This is a genomic window from bacterium (genome assembly GCA_016703265.1).
In the GTDB taxonomy this organism is placed as follows: Bacteria; Krumholzibacteriota; Krumholzibacteriia; order LZORAL124-64-63; family LZORAL124-64-63; genus CAINDZ01.
On sequence record JADJCK010000003.1, the window covers coordinates 198,682 to 222,303 of the forward strand.

The window sequence follows — 23,622 nt, forward strand, 5'->3', positions numbered from 1 at the left end:
GGCGTTTCCCCGACCGGGTCCCGATCGTTCCCCTGCGTGGAAGTTCTTCCTTTCCACTTCTGGTCCAAGCACTTGGCATTCGCATCGGCAACGACAGACAGAGACGTTCACCTTCTATGCGCGAAGGAGGCCGGAAGGATGAAAAAGCATCTTTTTGGCGCGGTTATCCTGGTGAGTCTGGTTCTTGGCGGTTTCGCCTCGGCCCAGACCATTGATCAGATCCAGCAGTACAACCCGACGACGGGCGCCATCGCCAGCCCGTACACCGGCCAGGTCGTGACCGTGTCGGGCATCGTGGTTGAGCGGTTCAACTACAGCACCGGCTCCGGCTACATCTGGAGCGCCGGCGACGGCGGCATCGCGCTCTTCGGCAGCGGCGGCGACGCCGTGGCGTTCGGCGACCTCGTGTCGGTCACCGGCACCGTTTCCGCGTTCAGCGGCGAAATCCAGCTGGCCACCCCGACGTTCTCGCTGCTCAGCAGCGGCAATACGCCGGTGCCCGTGGACATGACGATCACGCAGATCCTCTCGGACTACGAGAACGTCGGCACCTACGGCCGTTCGATCGGCGTCGTGACGTCGAAGAACACGGCCGCGTTCAACAAGTTCTTCTTCATGACCGACGGCACGGACACGATCCAGGTGTTCGTCGACGGCACGACCGGCATCGACATCGGCGCCGTCGACATCGGCGACACCTACCAGATCACCGCTCCGATCGTGAAGTTCAACGCCGAGATCGAGCTGAAGCCCACGCAGCAGGCGCACCTGGTGGAGAATCCGCTGGGCGACACCGTGCCGGTCATCAGCGAGCTGAACACCTCGAACTGGGCGCCCCTGGCGGCTACCCCGGTGACGGTGTCGGCGAAGATCGTCGACAACATCGCCGTTGCTTCGGCCTCCCTGTTCTACCGCAACAGCGACGGCACCACGCCGGGCGCGTGGCAGAGCGTGGCCATGAGCAACACCGGTGGCGACATCTGGGCGGGCACCATCCCGGCTCCGCACACGCAGAGCCAGGTGGACTTCTACCTGCAGGCCTTCGACACGGCAGCGCAGACCTCGCTGCTGCCCGGCACGGCCCCCACGGGCTTCTTCAGCGTGGCGGTCGGCTTCACGTCGATCTACGCGATGCAGACGGTGCCGGCGGATGCTGCGGTGCAGGACAACAACTTCGTGAACAAGCCGCTCAACATCAAGGGTGTGGTCACCGCGGCGGGCCTGTCCCAGGTCGGCGCGGCGAGCAAGCTCGTGGTGCAGGAACTGGCCAAGAACCCGGCCACGAACAGCTACGCCTTCGGTGGCGTGCTGGTCTACGAGAGCGCCGGCAAGTACCCGTACTACCAGGGTGACGTGGTGGAAATCGGCGGCCATGGCGAAGAGTACTTCGGCCTGACCGAGATGATCCCGCACACCCCCGAAGCCGTCAACCTGATCAGCTTCGGCCATGCCCTGCCCGTGCCTTCGCGCGTCAAGACGAACGTCCTCGAGGACGACCGTCCGATCTCCGACGGCGACGGCGCCTCGGGCGAGGCGTGGGAGAACGTCTGGGTGAAGACCTGGAACTCGGCCGTCATCGATACCACGGGCCTGGCCCAGTATCGCGAGTGGCTGATCTCGGACACCAACTCGGCCAGCGACACCCTGATGGTCGACACGTACGCGACGCTGGCTTACACGCCGACCGTCGGCGACGTGGTCACCGTGACCGGTTTCATGGACTACGAGTTCGGCACGTTCAAGATCCGTCCGATCGATGACTCGTACATCGACCTGACCGGCCTCTCGGCTGTCGACAACAACCTGCCTTCGATCGAGAAGGCCGGCGGTTTCCGTTCGGTGTCGCCGAACCCGTTCAACCCGGCCACGACGATCAAGTTCGTGGTCAACCGGAACGAGCCCGTGCAGCTGAACGTGTACAACATCCGCGGCGAGAAGGTCCGGACCCTGATCCAGGACAGCCTGCCCGCGAACGAGTACAGCCTGGTCTGGGACGGCACCGATGACGCCGGCCAGAACGTGGCGAGCGGTTCCTACTTCGCTCGTCTGCGTATCGGCAAGGAAGTCATGCAGGTCCGCCAGATGCAGCTGGTGAAGTAGCTGCTGGTTTGATTGAAGTTCGGCTCCGGCCGGACTCCTTAGCGCAAAGCCTCCTCGCCGGCTGCGGTCGGCGGGGAGGTTTTCGCATGTGTGGGGATTGCGGCGGGCGGCTCGCGTTCAGAACGCCAGACCGTTCAGAACTCCAATCCCAGCGCCCGGCACTGCCACGCCATGAACGGCGCCCCGTCCGCGCACAGCCCCGCAAACCGCGGCAGGAAGCCCGGCGCCGTGATATCGCGGTTGGCCAGCGGCGCGAACGCTGTGTAGTCCTTCAGGCGCAGCACATCGGCCAGGGGATGCTCCGGGTCATAGCCGCGCGGCACGCGCACCAGTTCGTCGCCCGAGACGGTGAAGGCCGCCTTGAAGCGACGGCCGCCGACCGCCTTGCGCCAGGCCGCGGGGTCGGCCACCACCGCCTCGCGCAACTGCTTCAGCGTGGGCCCGTCAGGATGCCACAGGCCCAGCCCGATGAACGAGGCGCCCGGCTCGAGGTGCAGGTAGAAGCCGGGCGTGTGCGCGTCCTTCCCCTTCTCGTGCCGGAAGTGCAGCCCGATGTGCGTCTTGTAGGGCGACTTGTCCTTCGCGAACCGGATGTCGCGATGGATGCGGAACAGCGAGCCGCCCTGCGGCCGCGGGTCGGCGCGGAAGTGCGGGCTGACCTTCACCAGGTGCGGCCCGAAATCGACGATGAAGCGCAGCGCCGGCTGCCGCACCTCGGCCTCGTAGCGCGGCTTCTGCTCGTCGAACCAGTCGCGGTCGTTGTTCGCCTTGAGGTCGGCCAGGAACCGGAAGAGGGCGGGTTCGAAATGGCGGTCGGGACGGCTTGGGCTCATCGTGTGGCTGCTCCCGCTGGCAGGGACGGTTTCATGCGTTGTTGTTGCTTGTGTGCTGCCCGCGCATGATACCATGCCGACTCCCCAAGACGGAGGTTCCGATGTCGACCCGTTTCCTGCTGCGTTCGGCGGTCCTTGCGGCTGCCCTGGCCCTGGGCGTTCCCCCTGCAACTCGTGCCGAGGGGCCGGCCGTTGCGCCCCCGGCGGGCGCACCGGTCGCAGCCGCGCCGGCGACGGCGCATCCCGATTTTTCCGGTCACTGGAAGCTCGACCCCAAGGCCAGCGATGACCCCGCCAGGATGGGCGGTGGGCCCGGGGGGCCGGGCGGGCCCGGCGGCCGCCCGGGCGGTGGACCAGGTGGCGGTCGTGGTGGTGGGCCTGGCGGTGGTCGCGGTGGCAGCGGCCCCGCGCTGGACCCCAACCAGGGCCGCATGCCGGGCGAAGGCTTTGACGGCTCCGAGGGCGAAGCCGGCAAGCGCGCCGAGGCCGCCGGCCGCCAGTCGGCCCGCGAGTTCGGCCTGCTGGAGATCTTCCACGAAGGCGACGAGTTCGACCTCACCGACGGCATGCAGATCTCCAGGATGCTGCGCATCGGCGGCGAGCCGACCGAGGTGTTCACGCCCCGCGGTTCGGTGAAGGCGGCGGCGGCGTGGGAAGGCGACGCCCTGGTGGTGACCGAGCGCGATCCCCAGGGCCAGGTGCGCCGCACCCGCCAGTTCCGCGTCAGCGCCGACCGCACCACGCTGACGGTCAAGGAGATACGCCAATTGCCGGGCAAGGAGGGCAATGCCGTCATGAGCCTGGTCTACCGGCGGGTGGCGCCCGAAACCAAGCCGTGAGGCTGGCGACTCCGGCGGAATGACGCGATATTTGCGCGCAGATTTTCGAGCTCAGGTCAGGCGCGCCCGCGAAAGGAACCGAGACGTGGAAACCCAGGAACTCCTCAAGATCACCGATACCGCCGGGCAGGCCTTCGGCGCCTTCGACTGGTCGGCCCACGCCGGCAAGGGCGTGCGCCTGTTCGTGCAGGGCATGAGCTGCAGCGGCCCTTCGATCGGCATGGCCCTGGACGAGGCGACCGCCGAGGACTCCGTCGTCGAGCAGTCGGGCGTGCGGTTCATGATGGACCTGCAGACGACCGAAGTGGTGCGCCAGGGCGGCGGCCTGAACGTCGACTACATCGAGGAAGACGAGCGCCGCGGCTACCTGCTGACCCTCGGCAAGCCCGGCAACTGCCATTCCGGCGGCTGCAGCGGCTGCGGCTGAGCCGCGGCGGCACCCGTCTCCAGCTTCGATCCGGGATGACGCCCGGGGCACCTGCCCCGGGCGCTCCGCTTCAGTTTCCGGCCCGGAAGTCGATAACCGTTCTTGGCGGGAAGGCCCCGCCCGTCCCATATTGAGTGAGCCGGATCGGGACCCCCATCGACTCTGAAAGGAACGCGCCGTGAGCGTTGAAAATCTTCTCAATATCTCGGCCAGTGCGCACCAGGCCTTCGGTGCGTTCGACTGGACCGAACACGCCGGCAAGGGCGTGCGCCTGTTCGTGCAGGGCTTTGGCTGAGGCGGCCCCAGCATTGGCATGGCTCTGGATGAGCCTAAGGCTGACGACGCGGTCGTCGACACGAATGGCATGAAGTTCATGATGGATGCCCAGACCTCGGACATCCTGCAGCAGAGCGGTGGCCTGACCATCGACTATATCGACGAGAACTACCGGCGCGGTTACATGCTGAAACTCGGCGCCCCCGGCAAGGACTGCAGTTCCGGCGGGTGCAGCGGCTGCGGTTGAGCGCGGCGCTGTTTCGCGTGCTGAAATGACGGGGAGCCTCGCAGTGAGGCTCCCCCGTTTTTTGCGATGCGGGTTCGGCTAGTCCAGGTCCACCGCCATGAACCGAGCAACTGCGTTGCCTTTCTCGTCCAGCAGCTCCAGCCCGTCGCCGTCCACGCGCCAGCTGCGCACGTTGCCGAGCGTCTCCAGGAATCGCCGCTCCTGCTCCATGGCCTCGGCACACATCATCTTCGTCGAGGCGATGGGCCCGAACGACAGGGCCGCGCCCTCCTGCTTGTACGTCCCGTTCAGGTTGTTGCAGCCGCCCGAACCGGAAACCCTCCCGTCATCCGCGTGCAGGATCAGGTGCGGCTCGCGCCGCCCCTCGGTCACCGTGACGCCGCGCTCGCCGAGGCGCACCAGCTTCCAGTAGGTGTTGGCCAGCGAACGATCGGAGGCCGGCGCGCTCCCTGTCGGCGGCGAGGCAGCAGTGGGCTGCGTCTGCGCCTCGACGGGCACGACCACGGCTGCCTTGCCCGTCCCGCGGATCTCAAACCTGACTGAGGTGGTCGCCGACGGGCAGCACAGCGGGTCCTGGTCCGTGTAGCGCGCGAAATCGGCGTGCAGGCGGTCGGGCGCGACCAGATGGATTTGGTTGGCGATGCCGTCGGTGCGCGCATCCATCGGCCCCGGCGACAACGTACCGACGAATTTCCCGCCCTTGAACACGAACGCCTGGTAACCGAGCGGCCGGCACATGCCGTCGGCGCCGGACGCCGCCGTCACCAGCTCGGTGTCGCCGAACACCTGCAGCGGCCCCACCAGCGACCAGCCGGCCTTCACCACCGCGCGATCGGCGCGGCTCTTCGACGGGATACGGAACTGGGCGGCGCAGCGCGGGTCGCCCTGCGCCTGCGGGTCGCGCACGGCGGCGGGCACCGGGCGGCCGGCAGTATTCCAGTTGTCGGGAACGGGCTGGTCCAGCCACGAGGCCGGAGTTGCGGCCACGGCGGTTGCGACCAGCAGTGCTGCGGTGATCAGAAAGGCTCTCATCGGCATGCGACCTCCATTTCGCGGCATTCTAGCACGTTGGCGCGTTTGTGGAGCCGGATCTCTCGGCGCTTGCGCCATGTCATTGATTCATGATAATTTCAATCCAGATAAGCCCCAGTGATTTGGAGAACGCCATGCCGACAAACCGCTGTCGCACCGCAAGCGCCGCGATCATCCTGGCTCTGACCGCCGTGTCCACCATCTCTGCCGGGCCCGGCATCGCAGCCACGGACTGCGTGGACTACGGCCAGTTCGCGCACCTGGCGGGCAGCCTGGACCTCCCTATCTACCTCACGGGCATCACGGCCGATGCCCACCACGCCTACGCCGTCAGTGCCACCGGCGACGTGACCGCGCTGGACCTCACCGACCCCACCCACCCGCTGCTCCTGACCGGAGTGAACGTGGGGACACGCCTCAACAAGCCGGTGCTGCGCGGCAGCGTCCTGTTCGCCAGCAGCTACCAGACCCTGCCCGGCGTGCACGCCGTCGACGTCTCGTCGCCGACATCGCCACAGATCGCCGGCTCCCTGATCATCCCGCAGGGCGTGAGTTTCGTGGCCCTTCACGGCGACCTGCTGCTGGCGAAGCGCATGACGGGGATGGTCGACGTCATTGAGGCCTCGGATCCCGCCGCCATGTCCGTATTGACGAGCCTCGCTCTTGACGCCAAGTCGTTGCTGTCCGACGGCGGCAACCTCGTGTATGTGCGCACCACGACCGAGTTCCAGGTCTGGGACTTCAGTGATCCTGCAGCGCCCGTGCTGCGCGGCAGCCTTGCCCGCAACGCCACGGTCGAGACTACCATGTGCCTGGCCGACCCGACGCACATCGTCGCGCCGGGTCCCGGCACCTATACGGTGGACATCATCGACGTGAGCGACCCTGATGCCCCGTTCGTCTCGGGCGGTTTCGCTCCCCGCTACAGGCCGGTCCACGTGATGATGGAGGGCGACCTCGCTTACCTCACCCTCGACTCGGGCGCGATCGACCTCTATGACCTGTCCACCCTGGCCGCGCCCGTCTTCCTGGGTTCGCTGCCGGGCTTGACGAATAACCTCCCCGCGCTCTTCGGCCACCACCTGGTGCGCGCCGAGGGCAGCATCCTGCGCGTGTTCGACACCGATGGCGCCCATCTGACCTACCCCACGGCAGGCGAGTATTACTGGGGCAACGGATTCTCGTACGATGCCGAGCGCCTCGGCGACTACGTCTACCTTTCCAGCGACCTCGGCCTGCAGGTCTTCGACGTGTCCGACCCCACAGTGCCCCTGAACCTCACCGGAGACACTATCCAGGCCAGGGTGGCCCTGTCCGCCGACCGGCTCTACTCCGGGCACGGCAACGGGCTCACGGTGTACGGCCTGTCCAATCCCGCCGCGCCCAACGTCCGCGCCAACGTCCCGATGGCCTGGTGGCCGCCCGTGTCCGAGATTGAAGTGGTCGGCGACCTGCTCGTCGCCGCAATCGTTGACAGCGTGTTGACGTTCGACCTGAGCAATCCCGATCATCCGCAGCGGATCGGCGGCCGGGCCATGTCGGTGCGCACCCTGGAACTCGCCGATGGCCTGTGTTACGTCATGTCGGACACCTCGCTGCACATCCTGGATCTCGGCGACCCCGTGAACCTGCCCCTGTTGGGACGCGTCGTGGTGTCCGGCAAAGACCTGGCCGTGGGGGGCGGCTACGCCTACCTCAGCACCCCCTACGTGTCCGACGGCATCCTTCGGGTGATCGACGTGCACGATCCTGCCCATCCCACGATCGTCCTCACTCGGCCGAACCAGTTCACGAATGGCGTGTCGCTTCACGGCGACCTGCTGTTGTGCACCCAGGGCGGTTGGGGCGTGCAGCTGCTGGATGTGAGCAATCCCCTCGAGCCCGCCTTCGCCGGCCACCTCTACCACGGGTACGACCTCGGATGGGCCTACCGCGCCCGCGTGGTAGGCGACCTGGTGTGGGTCGGCAGTGACGACGGGGTGGCGTTCTTGCCCGCGCCCTGCATCACCTCGACGTCGGCTGTGCCGGAGCAGGGCCCCCCCGCCCGTCGCGGCCTCGCGGTGACCGGCTATCCCAACCCCTTCAACCCCCAGGTGGATCTCCGCTTTGCCGTGCCGCAGCGGGCGCTCGCGGAAGTGGCCGTGTTCGACGCGGCCGGCCGCCTGGTCAAGACCCTGCTGTCGAGCCGGCATCTCGACGCAGGCCCCCACGTCCTGACCTGGCACGGCGACGGCGACGATGGCCGGTCGCTGCCCTCAGGAACCTATCTGGCGCGGGTGCGGGTGGGCGATCGGATCGGCACGCAGAAGCTGTCGCTGGTGAAATGATGCCCCCATGAATTGATCTATGGGTAGCTTTCGCGCGCCGATGTGCGTGTTCTGGTACAAATTCGCAAATTAAACATCCTCGCTTCGCGCTTGTAATCAAGCGCTGGATCCACTATGATCGGTAACCGAACAAAGTTTTTTGCAATGGCAGCACCCTCCCGCCCAAAGGCCGGCCATGATCTCCAAGACGTCGTTCCGCTCCCTGCTGCTCGTCCTCGCCGCGATCGCTGCTGGTCCGGCTTTCAGCGCAACCGTGAACGTAGGCCTGGGAAGCTACAGCACCACGCTGCCGGCCGGTGAGATCGGGCCGCAGAACTCGTCGGGCCAGAACATCTCGCCCAAGGTGTCGTCGGGATTCTCGCTGCCCGTGCAGTCTAACGACTTCTGGAGCAGCCTGATCTACCCGTTCTACAGCAGCCCGCACTCCAACGTGCTCTACGCCCATCCGCTGATGGTCAAGGCCATCGCGACGGGGTTGCAGGTCGGGCACACGCCGACCCATGTCTACGCGGCCAACGACTACCTGTATCCGTTCTCGCTCCAGCTGACGGTGGGCGTGGCCGGGCTTTCCGCCGCGCAGACGCGAACCCACGACTACGGCGACTGGACCGCCACCGCGCTGTGGGACGATGGTGCCCAGACGATGGAGGCCACCTTCGGGCACGGGCTGCCGTTCGTGTTCTTCAGGTTGACCGGCGGCAACGCCGTCGTCACACCCGAAGGCGCGTTCACGACCTGGTACAACCAGAACGGTACGCTCGGGCTCACGATCCAGGGCCGTCACTACGGCGTCTTTGCGCCGAGCGGATCCACGTGGACGGGTACCGGCCCGCTGCAGTCGTCGCTGAACGGCCAGGACTACCTGTCGATCGCGCTGCTGCCCGATGCCCAGCCGGCGACCATCGCGCTCTTCCGGAAGCACGCCTACGCCTTCGTGACCGGCAGCACGGTCGATTGGCAGTACGACGAGGCGGCCGCGACGCTGCAGACCACCTATGCGTACGAGACTCAGTTGATGGAGAGCAACGGGACCAGCGTCAACGAAACGATGACCGCGCTCTACCGCCACCAGTGGCTGCATACGTCGGCACCGTTGACCGCCTACTCGTACCCGTCGGTCAACGGGCAGATGAAGCTGTACGAGGGAAGCACCTTCACGACCGACCTGCCGTTCTCCGGCGTCCTGCCGGCGCTGCCGGACCGGGGCGACTACAACCGCGCCGAGCTGCTCGCGCAGGTACAGGCCGTGGCGGCGGAGAGCATCCCCGTCGGCCCGACGTACGAGAACGGCAAGGCCATGGGGCGCTTCGCCCACCTTGTCCATATCGCCGACCAGCTGGGCGCGACGGCTGAACGCGACCACTTCCTCGCCGAGATCAAGAGCCGGCTGGAAGACTGGTTCACCGTCGGCGGCGAGCAGGAATACTCCTACATCGACAACTGGGATGTCCTGACCGGATACCCTTCCGGCTACGGCGCGGACAACCAGATCAACGACCACCATTTCCACGCGTCCTACGCGATCATGAGCGCGGCCGTCGTGGCGCAGTATGACAGCACCTGGGCCGCGCAGGGCAACTGGGGCGGCATGGTCAACCTGTTGATCCGCGACTGCAACAACTGGGACCGGACGGATACGCGCTTTCCCTTCCTGCGGTCACACGACGCGTATGCCGGGCACTCGTGGGCGGCGGGACACGGCGATTTCGGCGACGGCAACAACCAGGAGTCGAGCTCGGAGTCGATGAACTTCGCCACGGCCGTCGTGCTGTGGGGCGAGGCGACCGGTCAGGCCGCCATTCGCGACCTGGGCGTCTTCCTGCACGCCACCGAGACGACGGCCGTCGAGCAGTACTGGTTCGACGTGGACAACGCGGTGTTTCCGGCCAGCTACCCGCATGTCGCCATCGGCATGGTCTGGGGCGGCAAGGGCGTCCATTCGACCTGGTTCGGGGCCGATCCGGAGTTCATCCACGGCATCAATATCCTGCCGGTGAACGGCGGCTCGCTGTATCTCGGCCATCATCCCGACCATGTTCTCGCCAACTACAGCGAGATCGTGGCGGAAAACAGCGGGCAGCCGAACATCTGGCAGGACCTGCTGTGGGAGTACCTGGCGCTTGCGGACCCGAATCTCGCCCTGTCCTACTACTTTGCCGACAGCGATTACGAACCGTTCGACGGCGAATCGCGCGCCCACACGATGCACTGGCTGTTCAACCTCAAGAAGATGGGCCGGGTGGACACGACGATCTTCGCCGACATCCCGACCTATGCCGTCTTCCGCGACCCGGCCGGCGACCTGACCTACGTCGCCTACAATGCCGGCCCTGCCAGCCGGCTGGTCACGTTCACGGACGGTTTCTCGTTCACGGTCGGCCCGCGCGAAACGGCTTCGTTCAGCACCTCGCCCGCCGATCCGGATGCACCTGTCGTGCTGCTGCTGGCGGACAGGGTTTCCGGCAAGGCGCCGCTCACCATCCAGTTCACGGGCAGCCAGAGCTTCGATCCGAACGGGAGCCCGTTGACGTTCGCCTGGTCGTTCGACGGCGCGGGCTCGAGCACGGCCGCCGACACGACGGTCACCTTCAGCGAGGTCGGCGACCACTGGGTCCGGCTCACGATCACCAATGCGCTCGCCCTCTCGGCGCAGGACAGCGTGCTGGTGACCGTACTGCCCAGCGGCACCCCGTACTCGGGCGTGCCGGCGCCGGTGCCCGGGCGGATCCAGGCGGAAAACTACGACAACGGCGGCGAAGGCATCGCCTACCACGACATGAACGCCAACAACATCGGCCTGGCCTACAGGCCTGCCGAGGGTGTCGACCTCGAAGCGGCCGCCGGCGGGGGTTACGACCTGTACTGGATCGTCGCGGGTGAATGGATCGAGTACACGTTCTCGGTGGCCGAGGCGGGATACTTCGACTTCGTCCCCTTCGTGGCGACCGTCCCGGGTTTCGGCAATTTCACCCTGTCGATCGACAATGTCGACGTGAGTGGGAAAAGGCCTGTGCCGTCCACCGGGGGCTTTCAGTTCTGGAGTCCCATCCGGATCGCCAGCGTGCCGCTCGCAGCCGGGACGCACATCATGCGGTTCGATTTCGACTCCGACACGGACAAGACGGGCTGGCTGTTCAGCATCAACTACATCGACGTCGAACGGGTGATCCCGTCGGGCGTCGACGAAGGCGTCGTCCCTGCCGCCTTCGGCCCGGCCCGCACCTACCCCAACCCGTTCAACCCGCAGACCACGATCGAGTATGTGGTCCCTGCCGAAGGACCGGTCAGGCTGGCCGTCTTCGACGCACGCGGCAGGCAGGTCCGCCTCCTGGCCGACGGGCGCATGCCGTCGGGCACGCACACACTCACCTGGGACGGTCGGGATGATGACGGGCACCAGCTCGCCAGTGGGCTCTACTTCCTTCGATTCAAGGCCGCGGGCGTGGATCATATCGGGAAGATGGTGCTCTTGAAGTGATGCCGGAATCACCATCGGGTTGATTTATCGGCAGCTTTCGCGCGTCGATGTGCAGGTTCCGGTACGAACGTTCAAATCAGTTCTCCAGTGGTTGGCGGGCGCCTTGTTGCGCCCGTTGACCATCGGCGCTCGCGTGCAGCATCCGGCGATCCACGTTACCATGCCCGCTCTCGTCGAGACCGGACTACCCATGGAGCCGGAAAGGCTGTCAGCATGAAGAACGGATCGGCACAGCTCGGGGCCCTGGTCCTGGCCATGGCGGCACTCGTGGCCGGAACCGCCGGGACCGCCGTCGCCGCGAAGCCCGCCGCGCCTGTCGTCCGCGATGCGCACGCCCAGGCCTGGCCGGCCCTCAAGGAAGCCAGTGCCGCCGGCCGCTGGGCCGCGCTCGACTCGCTGGCCGGCGGCCTGGTAGCCACGATCGAGGGTGAGAGCCCGGCCGATTCGCTGGCCCTGTCCCGGGCGCTGATCTACGTGGCGCAGGCGCGCTACAAGCAGCGCCTGGTCCACGACGACGTTGTCTTCGATGCCATCGAGCGGAGCATTGCGATCCGCAGCCGCCACGCGAAGGCAGACGACCCCCTGTACGCCTGGTCGCATCTCTGGGCGGCGAAATTCTACCTGGACCTGGGGCGCGGCGAGGACGGACTGCGCCACGCGCGCGAGACCCTGCGGCTTCACGCGGCGCAGGTGCCACCCGACTCGATGCAGGTGAGCGAGGACCACCTGACGATTGGCCTGGCCCTGCACGCCGTCGGCAGGGACCAGGAGGCGCGGGCCTCGTTCCAGCGCGCCGTCGAGGTGCGCGAAGCCCGGGTCGGGCCTGACGACGCCTCGATGGTGCCGGTCCTCGCCGAGTACGGGCAATGGCTGTCAGACCTGGGCGAGTTCGACGAGGCGCGTGCCCGGCTGGATCGCGCGCGTACCATCGCCGAGGGGATCACGGACCCGCGAAGCGACAAGCTGGAAGGCGTGCTGGCCCGGCAGACCACGCTCGAGCTGAGGGTCGGCAATCTGGCCGAATCCGTCGAGCTGGCCCAGCGCTCATACGAGATTGCCGCCGCCCAGTCGGGCGAGGATGCGCTGCGGACCCTGCGCGCACGCACCCGCGTTGCCTATCGCCTGGCCGAGTTCGGGGACCATGCGGCGGCAGTGGCGCAGCTGCGCGGGCTCCTGCCGCGGCTGACGCAGGACCTCGGGCCCGAGCACCCGACCGTGATCAACGCGCGCCTTTCCTGTCTGCAGTCTTCGGTGGCGATCGGCGACACCTCGGGGGTGCGCGCGGAGTTGGCCGGGCTGGCACCGATGGTCGAGTCGCCGACGGGGGCCATGGACGCCAATGCCATGTACCTGGCGCTGATGGCGGCGCAGATGCAGCAGCTTGCCGGCGATGCGCCGGGAGCCCGTGCGCGGCTCGAGGCGGCCGTCGACCGGGCCTGGCCCCACAAGCAGGCGCTGGCCGAGCACATCGCCGCGGCCTGTACGCAGGGCCTGGGCACCCTGAAGGGACGGGCCGATCGGCCCGCGGCCCAGCGCCTGCGGGCCCGCCTGGACGCCTTGCATGACAGCACGTCGGTGGGCGCCACCCCGGAATGGATCGCCGTGTTGTCCGCGCGTGCCGCTGCCGAGGCACGCGTCGGGCGCGCGGCGGCGGCCTGGGACGATGCCTTGCTGGCCTCGCGTGCCGAGCGCGACCGCCTGCGCTACCAGGCGCAGGCCCTGCCCGACCGCCGGGCGCTGCAGCTGGCCGACCAGTTGACCGGCGCCTGCGACGTGCTGGTGCAGCTGGCAAGGGACGGCAAGCCCGCGCAGGTGCGGCAGGCCTGGGAAGCGATCGTGCGCTCGCGCGGGCTGGTGCGCGCCGAGATCGCCTCGCGGCGGCTCGCGGCGGCGGCCGCCGCCGATCCCAGTGTTGTCACCGCCCATGCCAGGTGGCTGGGTGCGCAGCGGCGACTGGCGCAACTGGTCGTCAGCGGCGCCGCACATCCGGAGGACCCGGAATCGGCAGCGCGCTTCGAGGCAGGCCGACGCGAGTCCGACGACGCCGAGCGCGGCTTCATGCGCCTGCTCGGGAGTGCCGCGCCGGACACGGTGTCGCTGGCGCGCATCCTCTCGCGGCTCCGGCCCGGGCAGGCGCTCGTGGCCTTTGCCCCGGCTGACATCGGAAAAGGCGACATCGGGACAGGCGACCGGACCCTGGGCGCATTCGTGGCCCGGGCCGGCAGCAAGTCGCTTCGCTATGTCGCGCTGGGCCGCGAAGCGGACCTGGCCGCGGATATCGCCGACTGGGCGTCCGCGATGGCCACGCCGCCGCCAACCTCGCCGGTGGCCGCCGCCGACGCCGAGCGCCGCTGTCGCACCCTCGGCGACATTGTGCGAAAAGGCCTGTGGGATCCGGTGCATCGCGCCGCGGGGTCGGCCAACGAGTTGTTCCTGGTGCCCGAAGGGGCCATCTGGAACGTGTCCTGGCTGGCGCTGCCCGGGCGCGGCAACGGCTACCTGGCGGACGAAGGCCGGATCGTGCGCGTGTTGAACGCCGAACGCGAACTCCTCGGCGACGACGCACCGGCAGGCCGCGGGCTGCTGGCGATGGGCGGCCCCGACTTCGACCTCGATCGCACCGCAGCGTCGCGGTCGGCCAAGCCCCCGATGGCGGCGGCCGACCGTTCCTGGCCGTGCGTCTCCGGTCGCGCCGGCCCGCTGGGACCGTTGCCGGCGGCACGCGCCGAAGCCGAAGCCATCGCCGGGATCTGGGATACGTCGACTTCCATGGGCGCGCGGGCGTTGTTCGTGGGTGCGGCCTCGGACGAGCGCACGTTCAAGCTCGAGGCTCCCGGCAAGGCGGTCATTCACCTGGCGACGCACGGCATCGTGCTGCGTGACACCTGCGAGGTCGCGGTGTCGGACCTGCGCGGGGTCGGCGGTGTCTCTTCATTGGAGCGCCGACCCGGCAAGTCGACGGGCAGCAGCTCCCGCCAGGGAAGCGCCGTCACCTGGCTCGGTCACCGCGTGTGGCTCGCCATGGCCGGCGCCAACCGGCCGGCCGGTACGGTGGCGGACGAGAACGAGGGGCTGCTGACATCCGAAGAAGTCTCGACGCTCGACCTGGCCGGCACCGATTGGGTGGTGCTATCAGCCTGCCATTCGGGAGTCGGCGAAGCGTGGGCCCGCGAAGGCCAGCTCGGCATGCGGCGCGCCTTCCATCTGGCAGGTGCGCGCACCGTCATCGCCAGCGGCTGGGCGGTCGCGGACGAGGCGACGCGCGAGTGGATGCTGGGCCTGTACGCGGCACGCTTGCGGAACCTGCCGGCCGGCGCCGCGGTCCGCGAGGCCTCGCGCATGACGCTCGAGCAGCGCCGCCGTGACGGCCGCTCCACGCATCCCTTCTACTGGGCCGGGTTTGCGGCGGTCGGGGAATAGCACCGCCATTCCTGGACGCGCCATCGGGCAATTCGATGTGCTATGATCTTCGGGCGCAACGCATTCAACGGCCGCACCACCATGGAGCGCACCCATGTCGACCCGCATCACTGCCAGCTTCATTGCCTGCATTCTGGCCATATTCGCAGGCTCGACGGCACTGGGCAGCCTGGATCACGACACCGACCAGTTCGGCGTCTATTTCGATACGAACGGCAATCGGAACTGCGAGGTGGTCCTGCCCTACTACTCGACGGACGTGTATGTGCTGTTGATGAATCCGGGCGAGGAAGTCCGCGGCTTCGAGTTCAGCTACACGGTCAACACGTCAGCCTTTGTGGTCCGGTTGGTCAACGAGGTTCCCGGCAGCACGATGGGCTGCCTGCAGTACAGCGGGAACATGGCAAGCGGCTTCTACAAGTGCGGGATCTCGACGCCGCTGTCGCCGGCCATCGTGCTGGTGCATTGGCAGTTCCTGCCCCTGGAGCCCGCCAGTGTCGAGTTCCGCCTGGGTCCCGCGCCCAACCCGGCGCTGTACGGAGGACTGCCGGTCATCTACGGCGGCACCCACGGCGTCCGCCTGGCCGGAGTCGCGTCCGGCGATCCCAGTCTTCCGGTGGCGACCTGGGGCGGCCCGGGATGCCCCGTGGCCGAGCAGGTCAGCAGTTTCGGCACCATCAAGGGTTTGTTCCGGTAACCGACCACCACAACGTCGGCCACGCCTCAGCGTTCAGACGACAGCATGCGCTGCCGCTCATCCTTTCCGCATCGGCGTGGAGAAGTCCAGGAAGGTGCACGAACGCCACAGCCATTCCAGCGGGCCGTACCGGAATCGCTGCAGCCAGTAGTGCGCACCCGCGCACTGGACGACCAGGATGCCGCCACCGAGCAGGAGACTCTCGAACGGACCGAGGTGGCGATACAGAGCCAGCCCGTAGCCGTAGAACAGCGGCACGCCGATCAGGCCCTGCGTGACGTATCCCGTAAGGCTCATTCTTCCGTACGGTGCCAGCAGATCGAGCGCCGCCCTGGCCCGAGTGCGCTGGTGGATCACGATGAAGGCGCCGACCCAGACGGCGATCTGCGCGAGGTTGCGGTAAGCCGAAAGCAGGTTGCCGAGCTGGCCCGGGTCCGCACCCTGCATTCCCCAGCCGCCCAGCCGGTGCTTGGCCAAGTGCATGACGGCGAACCCCGCCAGCCCCCAGAACAACGCCTGCCGCCCCAGCCGTTCGCTGCGCGCCGGATCCTCCAGGATGCGGCTGCGGCCGACCAGGAGCCCGCACACGAAAAGGCCCATCATCTGCAGGTAGCGCCCCGATTCAATGGCCCACCCGAGGCGCGCGAGTTGTCCGCGGCCGGCATTGGCCGCGCTGACGGCGAGGAACGAACCCTCGGCGTATACGTTCTGGAGGCGCAGTTCGGAAACCCATGGCTGTCGTATCGACGGCTGGTAGCCCTTCACGAACAGCGCCTGGCCGGTACCCCACAAAGCCGGAATCTGCAACAGCAGCACGAAGGCGATCCAGGCCAGCGAGCGGTTCCCGAGTCGGTGGATGAAGACCAGCGGCATGCCCAGGATGGCGATGGTCAGCAGGACATCGCCGTAGTAGATGATCCCGTCGATGTAGCCCAGAACCGCCAGCACCACGAGCCGCCAGAGGTACCGCCCCCGGAAGCGGATGCCCCGCCGGGTCCAGCGTTCCTGGAGCATGAAGAAGCTCACGCCGAACATCATGGCGAAGATGGCGTGAGCCTTGCCCTCGATCAGGAACAGTCCGAGGTCGCGCGTCCGGGCATCCAGGACCCCGAGCCAGGTCGAAGACACCTCCGGGAAACGCGGGAAGCTCCAATGGGTGGTCGCGTGCAGCAGAAGAATGCCCATCAATGCCGAGCCGCGCAGCGCGTCGATGAGTACGATGCGGGAATGCGGTTGTTGAGTGGCTTCTCTCAACCGATGGCCTCCCAGGGTTCTCCGGCAGGATCATACCAGAAGGCGGATGCCCCCGACCATCTAGCTTCAGGACGTTGCTGCCCGCCGCAGATAGAGCGTCTGGGTCGGATACGCGAACTCGATGCCCCGCTCTTCGAATGCCCTGAAGATGGCCAGGTTGATCGCCTGCTGCACATCCATGAATACCTGGTAGTCCGGCTGCAGCACGAAGTACACGACCTCGAAGTCGAGCGACGAGGCGCCATAGCCCTTGAAATGCGCACGATCGAACCGCGTGAACTCCTCGGCTTCAATGATCTCCCGCACCATGACCGGGATGGACTCCAGCGCCTCGGCCGGGGTCTCATAGGCCACCCCGAACCCGAAGAGCGCCCGCCGCTCGGTCATCCGCTTGAAGTTGCGGATCCGGCTGGCCAGGAGATCGTTGTTGGCCAGGACGAGCTGTTCCCCGGAGAGGCTCCGGATACGCGTGGTCTTGAGGCCCACGCGTTCCACGGTGCCGGCGTAGGTGTCCAGCACAATGAAGTCGCCGACCACGAACGGCTTGTCCAGGGCGATCGAGAGCGATGCGAACAGGTCGCCGAGAATGCTCTGGAGCGCCAGCGCCACCGCAATGCCGCCGACGCCCATGCCGGCCACGAGCGTCGTGATGTCCAGTCCGGGAATGTTGTCCAGGGCCATCAGCAGGATGATGCTGTAGAGCACGATCCTGGTCATGAATACGGCCACCCTCATCGTGGTGACCCTGCCGCCATCGTCATCCTGGCTTCGTTCCTGGTAGTTGATCGCCAGGAGATTGATCAGGCGGTCGGCCCAGATGCCCACCTGGACGAGCAGCGCACCCACGGCCAATGCACCCAGCCATCCCCCGAGCCGGGGCGGCAGTTCGAGTACAGATGTGCCGGCATACAAGGCCAGTATGGACAGCAGGAGCAGCTTTGTCTTTGCGAGCACGCCGATGAGCAGGTCATCCACGTTTGTGGCCGTACGTTTCGCGAAGCCCTGCAGGCGGCGGATGACCACGTAGACCACCAGCCTGGAGGCGACGGTCAACACCACCGCAATCGCAAGCCCCATCAGCCATGCCCGCAACGTATTGCCGAAAAGGTCCATATCCCAGGCAGACATCCTGACACTCCTTCCTTTGTCTGTGTCGAATGAGTTCGCACCGTCCGCGGCATGCGGTGAGGTCGGGCGCTAGATCCGGGCTTCGTCGCGCAGACCTTCGGGCGGCAACGCAGGCACGTACTCCTCGAGGACCGGGAAATCGTCGAGTTTTCGTCGCATGGCGGCGTGCAGAAACGTATTGACCCACCAGAAGACATCGTGCCGTTGTACTCCTCGCTGCAGGTGCGTCATCCGCCGCCGCCTTTCATCGACGGACAACTCCCAGGCGGCATGGATCGCCGACGCCACTTCCTCGGCGTCGTGGGGATTGACCGCAAACACCCAGCGATGCAACTGGCTCACGGCACCGGCGAACTCGCTGAGGATCAACGCACCCTTTCGCCCGTGGTTGGCCACGATGTACTCCTTGGCCACCAGGTTCATCCCGTCCTTGAGCGGGGTCACGAGCATGATGTCGGCTGCGCGGTACCACGCCAGCAGCTCCTGCCGGTCCAGGCTGCGATACAGGTAGTGGATCGGAACCCAGCCCGGTCGCGTGAACTCACCGTTGATCTCGCCGGTCAGGCGGTTCAACTCCTCCTTGAGGTCGCTGTACTCCTGGATGTCGCTGCGGCTGGGCACCACCACCTGCACCAGCGTGACGCGGCCACAAAGCGCGGGCCAGCGCCGCAGCGCTTCGCGGAATCCCTGCAGTTTCTCGCACAGCCCCTTGGTGTAATCCAGCCGGTCGACACCGAGAATGATCTGCCTGTCCGGGAACTGGTCCCGCAGGTACCGGGCCCGCTCGGCCACAGTCTCGCTGGCCGCATCCCTGGCAAAGCGATCGTAGTCGATGCTGATCGGGAACGAACCAATCTGGGTTACCCGGCCCCGGTAGGTGATGGTCGTACGGCCGTCCTGGCGCTCGATCGTGACCTCGTCCCGGAACAGCGCGCGGACGCACTGGACGAAGTTGCGCTGATCCCTCGGCACCTGGAAGCCGACGAGGTCATAGGCGAGGAGGTCCGAGAGGATCTGGTGGCGCCGGGGAAGCTTGAGGTAGATGTCCAGCGCCGGGAACGGGATGTGCAGGAAGAACGCCGTTCGCTGCTTCACGCCGGCACGGCGCAGGTGCGCAGCGACCTGCAGCAGGTGATAGTCGTGGACCCAGATGAAGTCATCATCCCGCAATTGCCGGCGTGTGACATCCGCGAAGTGGGCGTTCACCTGTTCATAGACCTGCCAGGCCTCGGTCTGGAAGCGACAGCGCGTCTGCAGGTCATGGAACAGGGGCCACAATGTTTCGTTGGAGAAACCCTGGTAGTAGAGGAGTCGCTCCCGCTCATCCAGGAAGACCGGCTCCATATCGTATCCCGTTTCACGCGTCGATTGCCGGAGAAGTCGTCGCAGATCTTCATCATCCGGAACGGACGAGCCAGTCCAGCCGATCCACACGCCGCGGCGATCACGCAGCACGGGTGCCATTGCCGTCACCAGGCCGCCGCTTCCGGGCTCCAGCCGCCAGACACCATCCTCCTGGACCGCCACGACGGGCAGCCGGTTCGAAACGATCACCATTCTGCCGGATGACGCACGGTCGATCATGATTTCCTCCCGCCGGCGACATCCGACGCGATGGCACCTGGCCAGGCGCCCCGCCATTGCTCGAGAAAGCGGATGACACCACTTGCCGGCGCGACGATCGCCGCGGCCGCCGTGGCAACCGGGCCTGAAGCCACCCGCAGGCCGAGAGCGCACGGGCGCCCGGCCAGGACGTGAAAGGCATCCTCGTCGGTCTGGTCGTCTCCGACGTAGGCCACGGGAGTTCCCTGCATTTCCTCGGAAATGACCGCCGACAGGGCCGTGCCCTTGTGCCAGCGACGGCAACGCCACTCAAGGCCTTCGACGATCGGCATGAGCTCGAACTCCGGGTCCGCGACAAGGGGCGACAGCGCAGCGCGAGCTCTGGCTTCGATGTCAACGGCGTTGCTGGCATCGCGCCAGTGCACGGCGACGCTGGCCGGCTTCCATTCAGCGTGTGCCAGCAGCTCGCACGCTTCCAGCGCGGTTCGCACCCGCGCCAACATCTCGGCAACCGAGCCGTCGACAGGCATGCGCTTCAGCTTTACCCCCGACCGCAGTCGCTCCCAGCCGTGGGCGCCCCAGATCTCGGGGCTTGGCCACAATGCCATCATGTCCCGCACGTCGGCGGCCGGCCGACCGGAAACCAGGACGACGCGCGTGCGGCCACCCGCCATGATCTGCTGCAATTGCGTGCGCATGCGGGCATACGGGAACGCATCCTGCGGTCGCCTGCGGAACGGCGCCAGGGTGCCGTCGTAGTCGAGACCAAGCACAGCGCGCTGCGAGTTCCCGACTTCGCGCAGGAAGCGTTCCACCACTGCCGACATCACGCCACCTCGATGCGGTCGGACTCGCCACGGATCATCACGTTGAAGAGCGCCAGGTACTCGACGAGATGGCGCGTGAGCAGGAAGCTTTCGCGAACGTAGGCGTGCGCCCGGGCACCCATCTCCTCGCGCAGCCGGGGACGGGACAGGAGATAGCGGATGCGCTCCGACGCGCCCTCCGCGGTGTCGACCAGGAAGCCCGTCTGGTAGTCGACCACCTGCAGGCGGATGCCGCCGGTATTCCCCCCGATCACGGGCCGGCGCTTCCACAATGCCTCTGCAACCGTCAGACCGAAACCTTCCCGGGTGGATTTCTGGATGACGACGTCGCTGATGCGCTGCAGGGCATTGATGGCCCGGTGCGCATCCGACGGCAGCAGCAGCAGGCGGACATCCGGATCGTCACCGGCCGCTTCCTGGACCTCCCGGTACACCTTGGCACCTTCCGGATCGTCGGTCGCCTCGCCGCCGGCCAGGACCAGCTGCAATCCCGGCACGCCGCGCTTGGCCCGGCGATACGCCTGAACCACACCCACCGGATCCTTGAACCTGTCGAACCGGCTGATCTGCGTCACCAGCGGGCGATCCGGATCCAGGTTGAAGCGACTGCGCACGCTCTCGAGTTCCTCGGCGCCGAGCTCAATGTTCTTCTCGCTGAGCGGATCAATGCTGGGCGGGATGAGGAACTGTCGATGAGGCAATCGCTGCGTGAAATCAGGCAGCGAGAAGATGCTGGCATCGTAGCCCGCGACATGGCGGCGCAGGTACTTCCAGACCGCCCGGTTGGGCCGGCTGGCGTCGATGTGGCAGCGCCAGATCCAGATACCCCTCCGATCGGGGATCAGCCCGAGAAGCGGCGCCGGTTGCGGGTCGTGCACGACGACCAGATCCGCCTTCCGTAGCCCGTCGCGCAGGCGTTCGGCATTGGCTTCGTTGGTCTGTTCGTAGGCCCGCAACAGCGAGCTGGTCAACGCCACCGGGTACCCCTGGAGGCCGTTGTGGAAGGACTTTGTGCATTCGAAATAGTCGCCGTCGCCGTTGACGACCTCCCAGCGGGCAGTCAGTCCCAGCTCGTTGAGCAGCGGTACCATCCAGGCGAGGATCTCAGCGACACCGCCCCCGCTGCGTGTCGAATTGACATGGACGACCTCGAGCCCGCGCAGCGGGCGCGCCAGCGCCTCGATCTGGTCGATGACGCCGCGGCCCGCGACTTCGGCATAGCGTTCGAGTAGCAGGCTCATCGCCCACCTCCGACCGCGACGGCGCCGACAACCTCAGTCACGCGTCGCTTCAGGTCGTGGAGCGATCCCTGCAGGGGATCGACGGCCCCGAGGCGAGCGACGAGGTCCAGGTGGTCCGAACCGAAATCGGCAAGCCATCGACTCAGGTCGTCGCACCTGTCGTCATTGCGCCGGCGCGCGTCGACGAAATGATAGAAGACGCTCCCGCGACTGAAGCGCGGCAATGCGTCGGCCAGTTGCCCGGGGCTGGCCACGACGCGGCCCGTATTGAAGACGACGACAGTGGCGCTCTGGAAATGGAACTGCTGGTCCCGCGGCGCCCACGGCACCATATCGACCTCGGCCAGGCGATCCTCGCAGATGTCGACCAGGTCGTCCCGCATCTCCTCCAGTTCGGAATATTCCGCCGGATCCACGGCAGCGAGGCGTTCGGCCAGGACACGATCATGCAGTCCCCTGCGGGCCCAGATCGCGAAATCGTTGTGGAATTCCGGGTCATCGAAATGGGGCCGAAGCAGCCCGCCCCAGAAGTGGTTGTACATGCTCGAGATCTCGACATCCAGGAGGGCATCACGAAGCTCGCGGAGATTCTGCACACTGCGGCCCGTCACGCTGGTGACCAGGGCGCAATCAACGATGTGGAATGGTGGGGGCGGATGGATATTGGAAACCATCGTGTTGCTCCTTATGGGTAACAGCGAATCACCAACAGCGTGTACTTGGAGTATAGGCACATGATTCCTGACCGACAACCCTTCGGCCGACGTTCTTTCCGCGAAACGCATCTCAAGAACAACGTGGAGTATCGATGTCGCGCATCCAATCGCCGACAAACAAAAGTACATCAATCATTTGGCGCCATCGGGTATGATTGCGCAGCGCGCCACGATACACGGCTGCCAATTAGGAGAGACATGGAACCACGCACCATCCGCTGGGGCATCCTGGCCCCGGGTCGCATCTCGCGGAAGTTCGCCGCTGCACTGCGCGAGTCTGCCGGCGCGCAACTGGTCGCCGTCGGTTCGCGCGAGGTCGAGCGCGCTGCAGCTTTTGCCGCCGAGTTCGCTGCCGAACCGGACGCGGTTCGCGCGCACGGCAGCTACGAGGCCCTCGCCGCCGACCACGACGTCGACGCCGTCTACATCGGTTCACCGCACAGCGGCCACGAGGCGCACACGCTGCTCTGCCTGGCGCACGGCAAGCACGTGTTGTGCGAGAAGCCCCTGGCCGTCAATGCCGCGCAGGGCGAGCGGATGGTTGCTGCAGCGCGCGCGGCCGGGTTGCTGCTGATGGAGGCGGTGTGGACGCGTTTCCTGCCGTCGATCGCGCGCGTGCGTGAACTGGTGGCTGCCGGCACGATCGGCGAGGTGCGACTGGTGAACGCCGACTTCGGCTTCCGCGCGCCGTTCGACCCGCAGAGCCGGCTGTTTGCACCGGAACTGGCCGGCGGCGCCCTGCTCGACCTCGGCATCTACCCGCTCACGCTGGCGTCGATGTTCTGCGGCCCGCCGACGATGATCCACGCGGTCGCCAACCTGTGCCCCACCGGAGTCGACGAGGAAACGGCCATCGTGCTGCGCCATGCCCGTGGCGAACTGGCCACGCTGAGCTGCTCGTTGCGCTGCGACACGCCTCGCGAGGCACACGTGATCGGCACCGAGGGGCGCATCCGTATCCTGTTCCCGTGGTGGGCCGGCACGCGTATCGCCGTGCAGGTGCGCGGCGGCGAGGAACAGGTCTTCGACCTGCCCAGCCGCGGCGGCGGCTACGCGCACGAAGCCGAGGCGTTCATGGACCTGCTGCGCGCAGGACGCACCGAGCCGGACGTGATGCCGCTCGATGACAGCTTGTCTATCCTGTGTACTATGGACGTGATTCGCAAGCAGTGCGGGGTGAGGTACTCGGCTGACCGTTGGTAGCACCGCCGCTCTTG

The 23,622-nt window shown here is 66.8% G+C and carries 17 protein-coding genes; 9 read left to right on the forward strand and 8 right to left on the reverse strand.

Translation table 11 applies throughout. The features are described from left to right. The first annotated feature begins 138 nt into the window (after positions 1-138). Positions 139-2,100, forward strand: coding sequence for a hypothetical protein (locus tag IPG61_05130; GenBank protein MBK6733460.1), 1,962 nt, complete (start codon positions 139-141; stop codon positions 2,098-2,100). A gap of 134 nt (positions 2,101-2,234) precedes the next feature. Here IPG61_05130 and IPG61_05135 read toward each other — a convergent pair whose 3' ends face one another. Next, complete coding sequence (locus IPG61_05135; GenBank protein MBK6733461.1) at positions 2,235-2,933, reverse strand: DUF2461 domain-containing protein; 699 nt, start codon at positions 2,931-2,933, stop codon at positions 2,235-2,237. A 101-nt stretch (positions 2,934-3,034) separates the two neighbouring features. Here IPG61_05135 and IPG61_05140 point away from each other — a divergent pair, with 101 nt between their 5' ends. The 3 genes from IPG61_05140 (at position 3,035) to IPG61_05150 (ending at position 4,722) form a co-directional block, all read left to right on the forward strand. Further along, on the forward strand, positions 3,035-3,772 hold the full coding sequence (locus IPG61_05140; protein ID MBK6733462.1) for a hypothetical protein: 738 nt from the start codon (positions 3,035-3,037) through the stop codon (positions 3,770-3,772). 85 nt (positions 3,773-3,857) lie between these two features. Beyond that, a complete protein-coding gene (locus IPG61_05145; protein MBK6733463.1) occupies positions 3,858-4,199 on the forward strand; it encodes a hypothetical protein in 342 nt (113 codons plus the stop codon). Positions 4,200-4,512: 313 nt separating this feature from the next. Further along, positions 4,513-4,722: a hypothetical protein gene (locus tag IPG61_05150; GenBank protein MBK6733464.1), complete on the forward strand. Its 210-nt coding sequence runs from the start codon at positions 4,513-4,515 to the stop codon at positions 4,720-4,722. A gap of 78 nt (positions 4,723-4,800) precedes the next feature. Here IPG61_05150 and IPG61_05155 read toward each other — a convergent pair whose 3' ends face one another. Beyond that, positions 4,801-5,754 carry an META domain-containing protein gene (locus tag IPG61_05155; protein MBK6733465.1) on the reverse strand — a complete coding sequence of 318 codons (954 nt, stop codon included), beginning with the start codon at positions 5,752-5,754 and terminating at the stop codon, positions 4,801-4,803. A 134-nt stretch (positions 5,755-5,888) separates the two neighbouring features. On the opposite strand from IPG61_05155, the gene IPG61_05160 reads away from it, so the two are divergent. The 4 genes from IPG61_05160 to IPG61_05175 all read left to right on the forward strand — a co-directional run bounded on the left by IPG61_05160 (position 5,889) and on the right by IPG61_05175 (position 15,676). Further along, the gene (locus IPG61_05160) at positions 5,889-8,081 is read left to right on the forward strand and encodes a T9SS type A sorting domain-containing protein (protein ID MBK6733466.1); all 2,193 of its coding nucleotides are present in this window, start codon (positions 5,889-5,891) and stop codon (positions 8,079-8,081) included. Positions 8,082-8,256: 175 nt separating this feature from the next. Beyond that, positions 8,257-11,559 (forward strand): carbohydrate-binding protein, encoded by a 3,303-nt coding sequence (locus IPG61_05165; GenBank protein ID MBK6733467.1) that lies wholly within the window; start codon positions 8,257-8,259, stop codon positions 11,557-11,559. A gap of 213 nt (positions 11,560-11,772) precedes the next feature. After that, positions 11,773-14,979: a CHAT domain-containing protein gene (locus IPG61_05170; GenBank protein MBK6733468.1), complete on the forward strand. Its 3,207-nt coding sequence runs from the start codon at positions 11,773-11,775 to the stop codon at positions 14,977-14,979. A gap of 94 nt (positions 14,980-15,073) precedes the next feature. Then, complete coding sequence (locus tag IPG61_05175) at positions 15,074-15,676, forward strand: hypothetical protein (protein ID MBK6733469.1); 603 nt, start codon at positions 15,074-15,076, stop codon at positions 15,674-15,676. A 57-nt stretch (positions 15,677-15,733) separates the two neighbouring features. On the opposite strand, the gene IPG61_05180 is transcribed toward IPG61_05175, so the two are convergent. From IPG61_05180 to IPG61_05205, 6 genes are all read right to left on the reverse strand, one after another. Further along, the gene (locus IPG61_05180; GenBank protein MBK6733470.1) at positions 15,734-16,930 is read right to left on the reverse strand and encodes a DUF418 domain-containing protein; all 1,197 of its coding nucleotides are present in this window, start codon (positions 16,928-16,930) and stop codon (positions 15,734-15,736) included. Between the two features lie 66 nt (positions 16,931-16,996). Next, positions 16,997-18,058 carry a mechanosensitive ion channel family protein gene (locus tag IPG61_05185; protein MBK6733471.1) on the reverse strand — a complete coding sequence of 354 codons (1,062 nt, stop codon included), beginning with the start codon at positions 18,056-18,058 and terminating at the stop codon, positions 16,997-16,999. Positions 18,059-18,127: 69 nt separating this feature from the next. Further along, a complete protein-coding gene (locus tag IPG61_05190) occupies positions 18,128-19,642 on the reverse strand; it encodes a trehalose-6-phosphate synthase (protein MBK6733472.1) in 1,515 nt (504 codons plus the stop codon). Further along, on the reverse strand, positions 19,639-20,448 hold the full coding sequence (gene otsB / locus IPG61_05195; GenBank protein ID MBK6733473.1) for a trehalose-phosphatase: 810 nt from the start codon (positions 20,446-20,448) through the stop codon (positions 19,639-19,641). Before otsB ends, IPG61_05190 begins: the two co-directional genes overlap by 4 nt. Next, positions 20,448-21,689: a glycosyltransferase gene (locus IPG61_05200; protein MBK6733474.1), complete on the reverse strand. Its 1,242-nt coding sequence runs from the start codon at positions 21,687-21,689 to the stop codon at positions 20,448-20,450. Before IPG61_05200 ends, otsB begins: the two co-directional genes overlap by 1 nt. Continuing rightward, positions 21,686-22,363 carry a hypothetical protein gene (locus IPG61_05205; protein ID MBK6733475.1) on the reverse strand — a complete coding sequence of 226 codons (678 nt, stop codon included), beginning with the start codon at positions 22,361-22,363 and terminating at the stop codon, positions 21,686-21,688. The genes IPG61_05200 and IPG61_05205 overlap by 4 nt, the downstream gene beginning before the upstream one ends. A 240-nt stretch (positions 22,364-22,603) precedes the next feature. Between IPG61_05205 and IPG61_05210 the strand changes: the two genes are divergently transcribed. Next, positions 22,604-23,608: a Gfo/Idh/MocA family oxidoreductase gene (locus IPG61_05210; protein ID MBK6733476.1), complete on the forward strand. Its 1,005-nt coding sequence runs from the start codon at positions 22,604-22,606 to the stop codon at positions 23,606-23,608. The last annotated feature ends 14 nt before the right edge of the window (positions 23,609-23,622 follow it).

What these genes read in the sequence shown, in the direction of transcription:
- IPG61_05130 (MBK6733460.1), top strand. Translation starts at nt 139, where the DNA reads ATGAAAAAGCATCTTTTTGGCGCGGTTATCCTGGTGAGTCTGGTTCTT.
- IPG61_05135 (MBK6733461.1), bottom strand. Translation starts at nt 2,933, where the DNA reads ATGAGCCCAAGCCGTCCCGACCGCCATTTCGAACCCGCCCTCTTCCGG.
- IPG61_05140 (MBK6733462.1), top strand. Translation starts at nt 3,035, where the DNA reads ATGTCGACCCGTTTCCTGCTGCGTTCGGCGGTCCTTGCGGCTGCCCTG.
- IPG61_05150 (MBK6733464.1), top strand. Translation starts at nt 4,513, where the DNA reads ATGGCTCTGGATGAGCCTAAGGCTGACGACGCGGTCGTCGACACGAAT.
- IPG61_05155 (MBK6733465.1), bottom strand. Translation starts at nt 5,754, where the DNA reads ATGAGAGCCTTTCTGATCACCGCAGCACTGCTGGTCGCAACCGCCGTG.
- IPG61_05160 (MBK6733466.1), top strand. Translation starts at nt 5,889, where the DNA reads ATGCCGACAAACCGCTGTCGCACCGCAAGCGCCGCGATCATCCTGGCT.
- IPG61_05165 (MBK6733467.1), top strand. Translation starts at nt 8,257, where the DNA reads ATGATCTCCAAGACGTCGTTCCGCTCCCTGCTGCTCGTCCTCGCCGCG.
- IPG61_05170 (MBK6733468.1), top strand. Translation starts at nt 11,773, where the DNA reads ATGAAGAACGGATCGGCACAGCTCGGGGCCCTGGTCCTGGCCATGGCG.
- IPG61_05175 (MBK6733469.1), top strand. Translation starts at nt 15,074, where the DNA reads ATGTCGACCCGCATCACTGCCAGCTTCATTGCCTGCATTCTGGCCATA.
- IPG61_05185 (MBK6733471.1), bottom strand. Translation starts at nt 18,058, where the DNA reads ATGTCTGCCTGGGATATGGACCTTTTCGGCAATACGTTGCGGGCATGG.
- IPG61_05190 (MBK6733472.1), bottom strand. Translation starts at nt 19,642, where the DNA reads ATGATCGACCGTGCGTCATCCGGCAGAATGGTGATCGTTTCGAACCGG.
- otsB (MBK6733473.1), bottom strand. Translation starts at nt 20,448, where the DNA reads ATGTCGGCAGTGGTGGAACGCTTCCTGCGCGAAGTCGGGAACTCGCAG.
- IPG61_05200 (MBK6733474.1), bottom strand. Translation starts at nt 21,689, where the DNA reads ATGAGCCTGCTACTCGAACGCTATGCCGAAGTCGCGGGCCGCGGCGTC.
- IPG61_05205 (MBK6733475.1), bottom strand. Translation starts at nt 22,363, where the DNA reads ATGGTTTCCAATATCCATCCGCCCCCACCATTCCACATCGTTGATTGC.
- IPG61_05210 (MBK6733476.1), top strand. Translation starts at nt 22,604, where the DNA reads ATGGAACCACGCACCATCCGCTGGGGCATCCTGGCCCCGGGTCGCATC.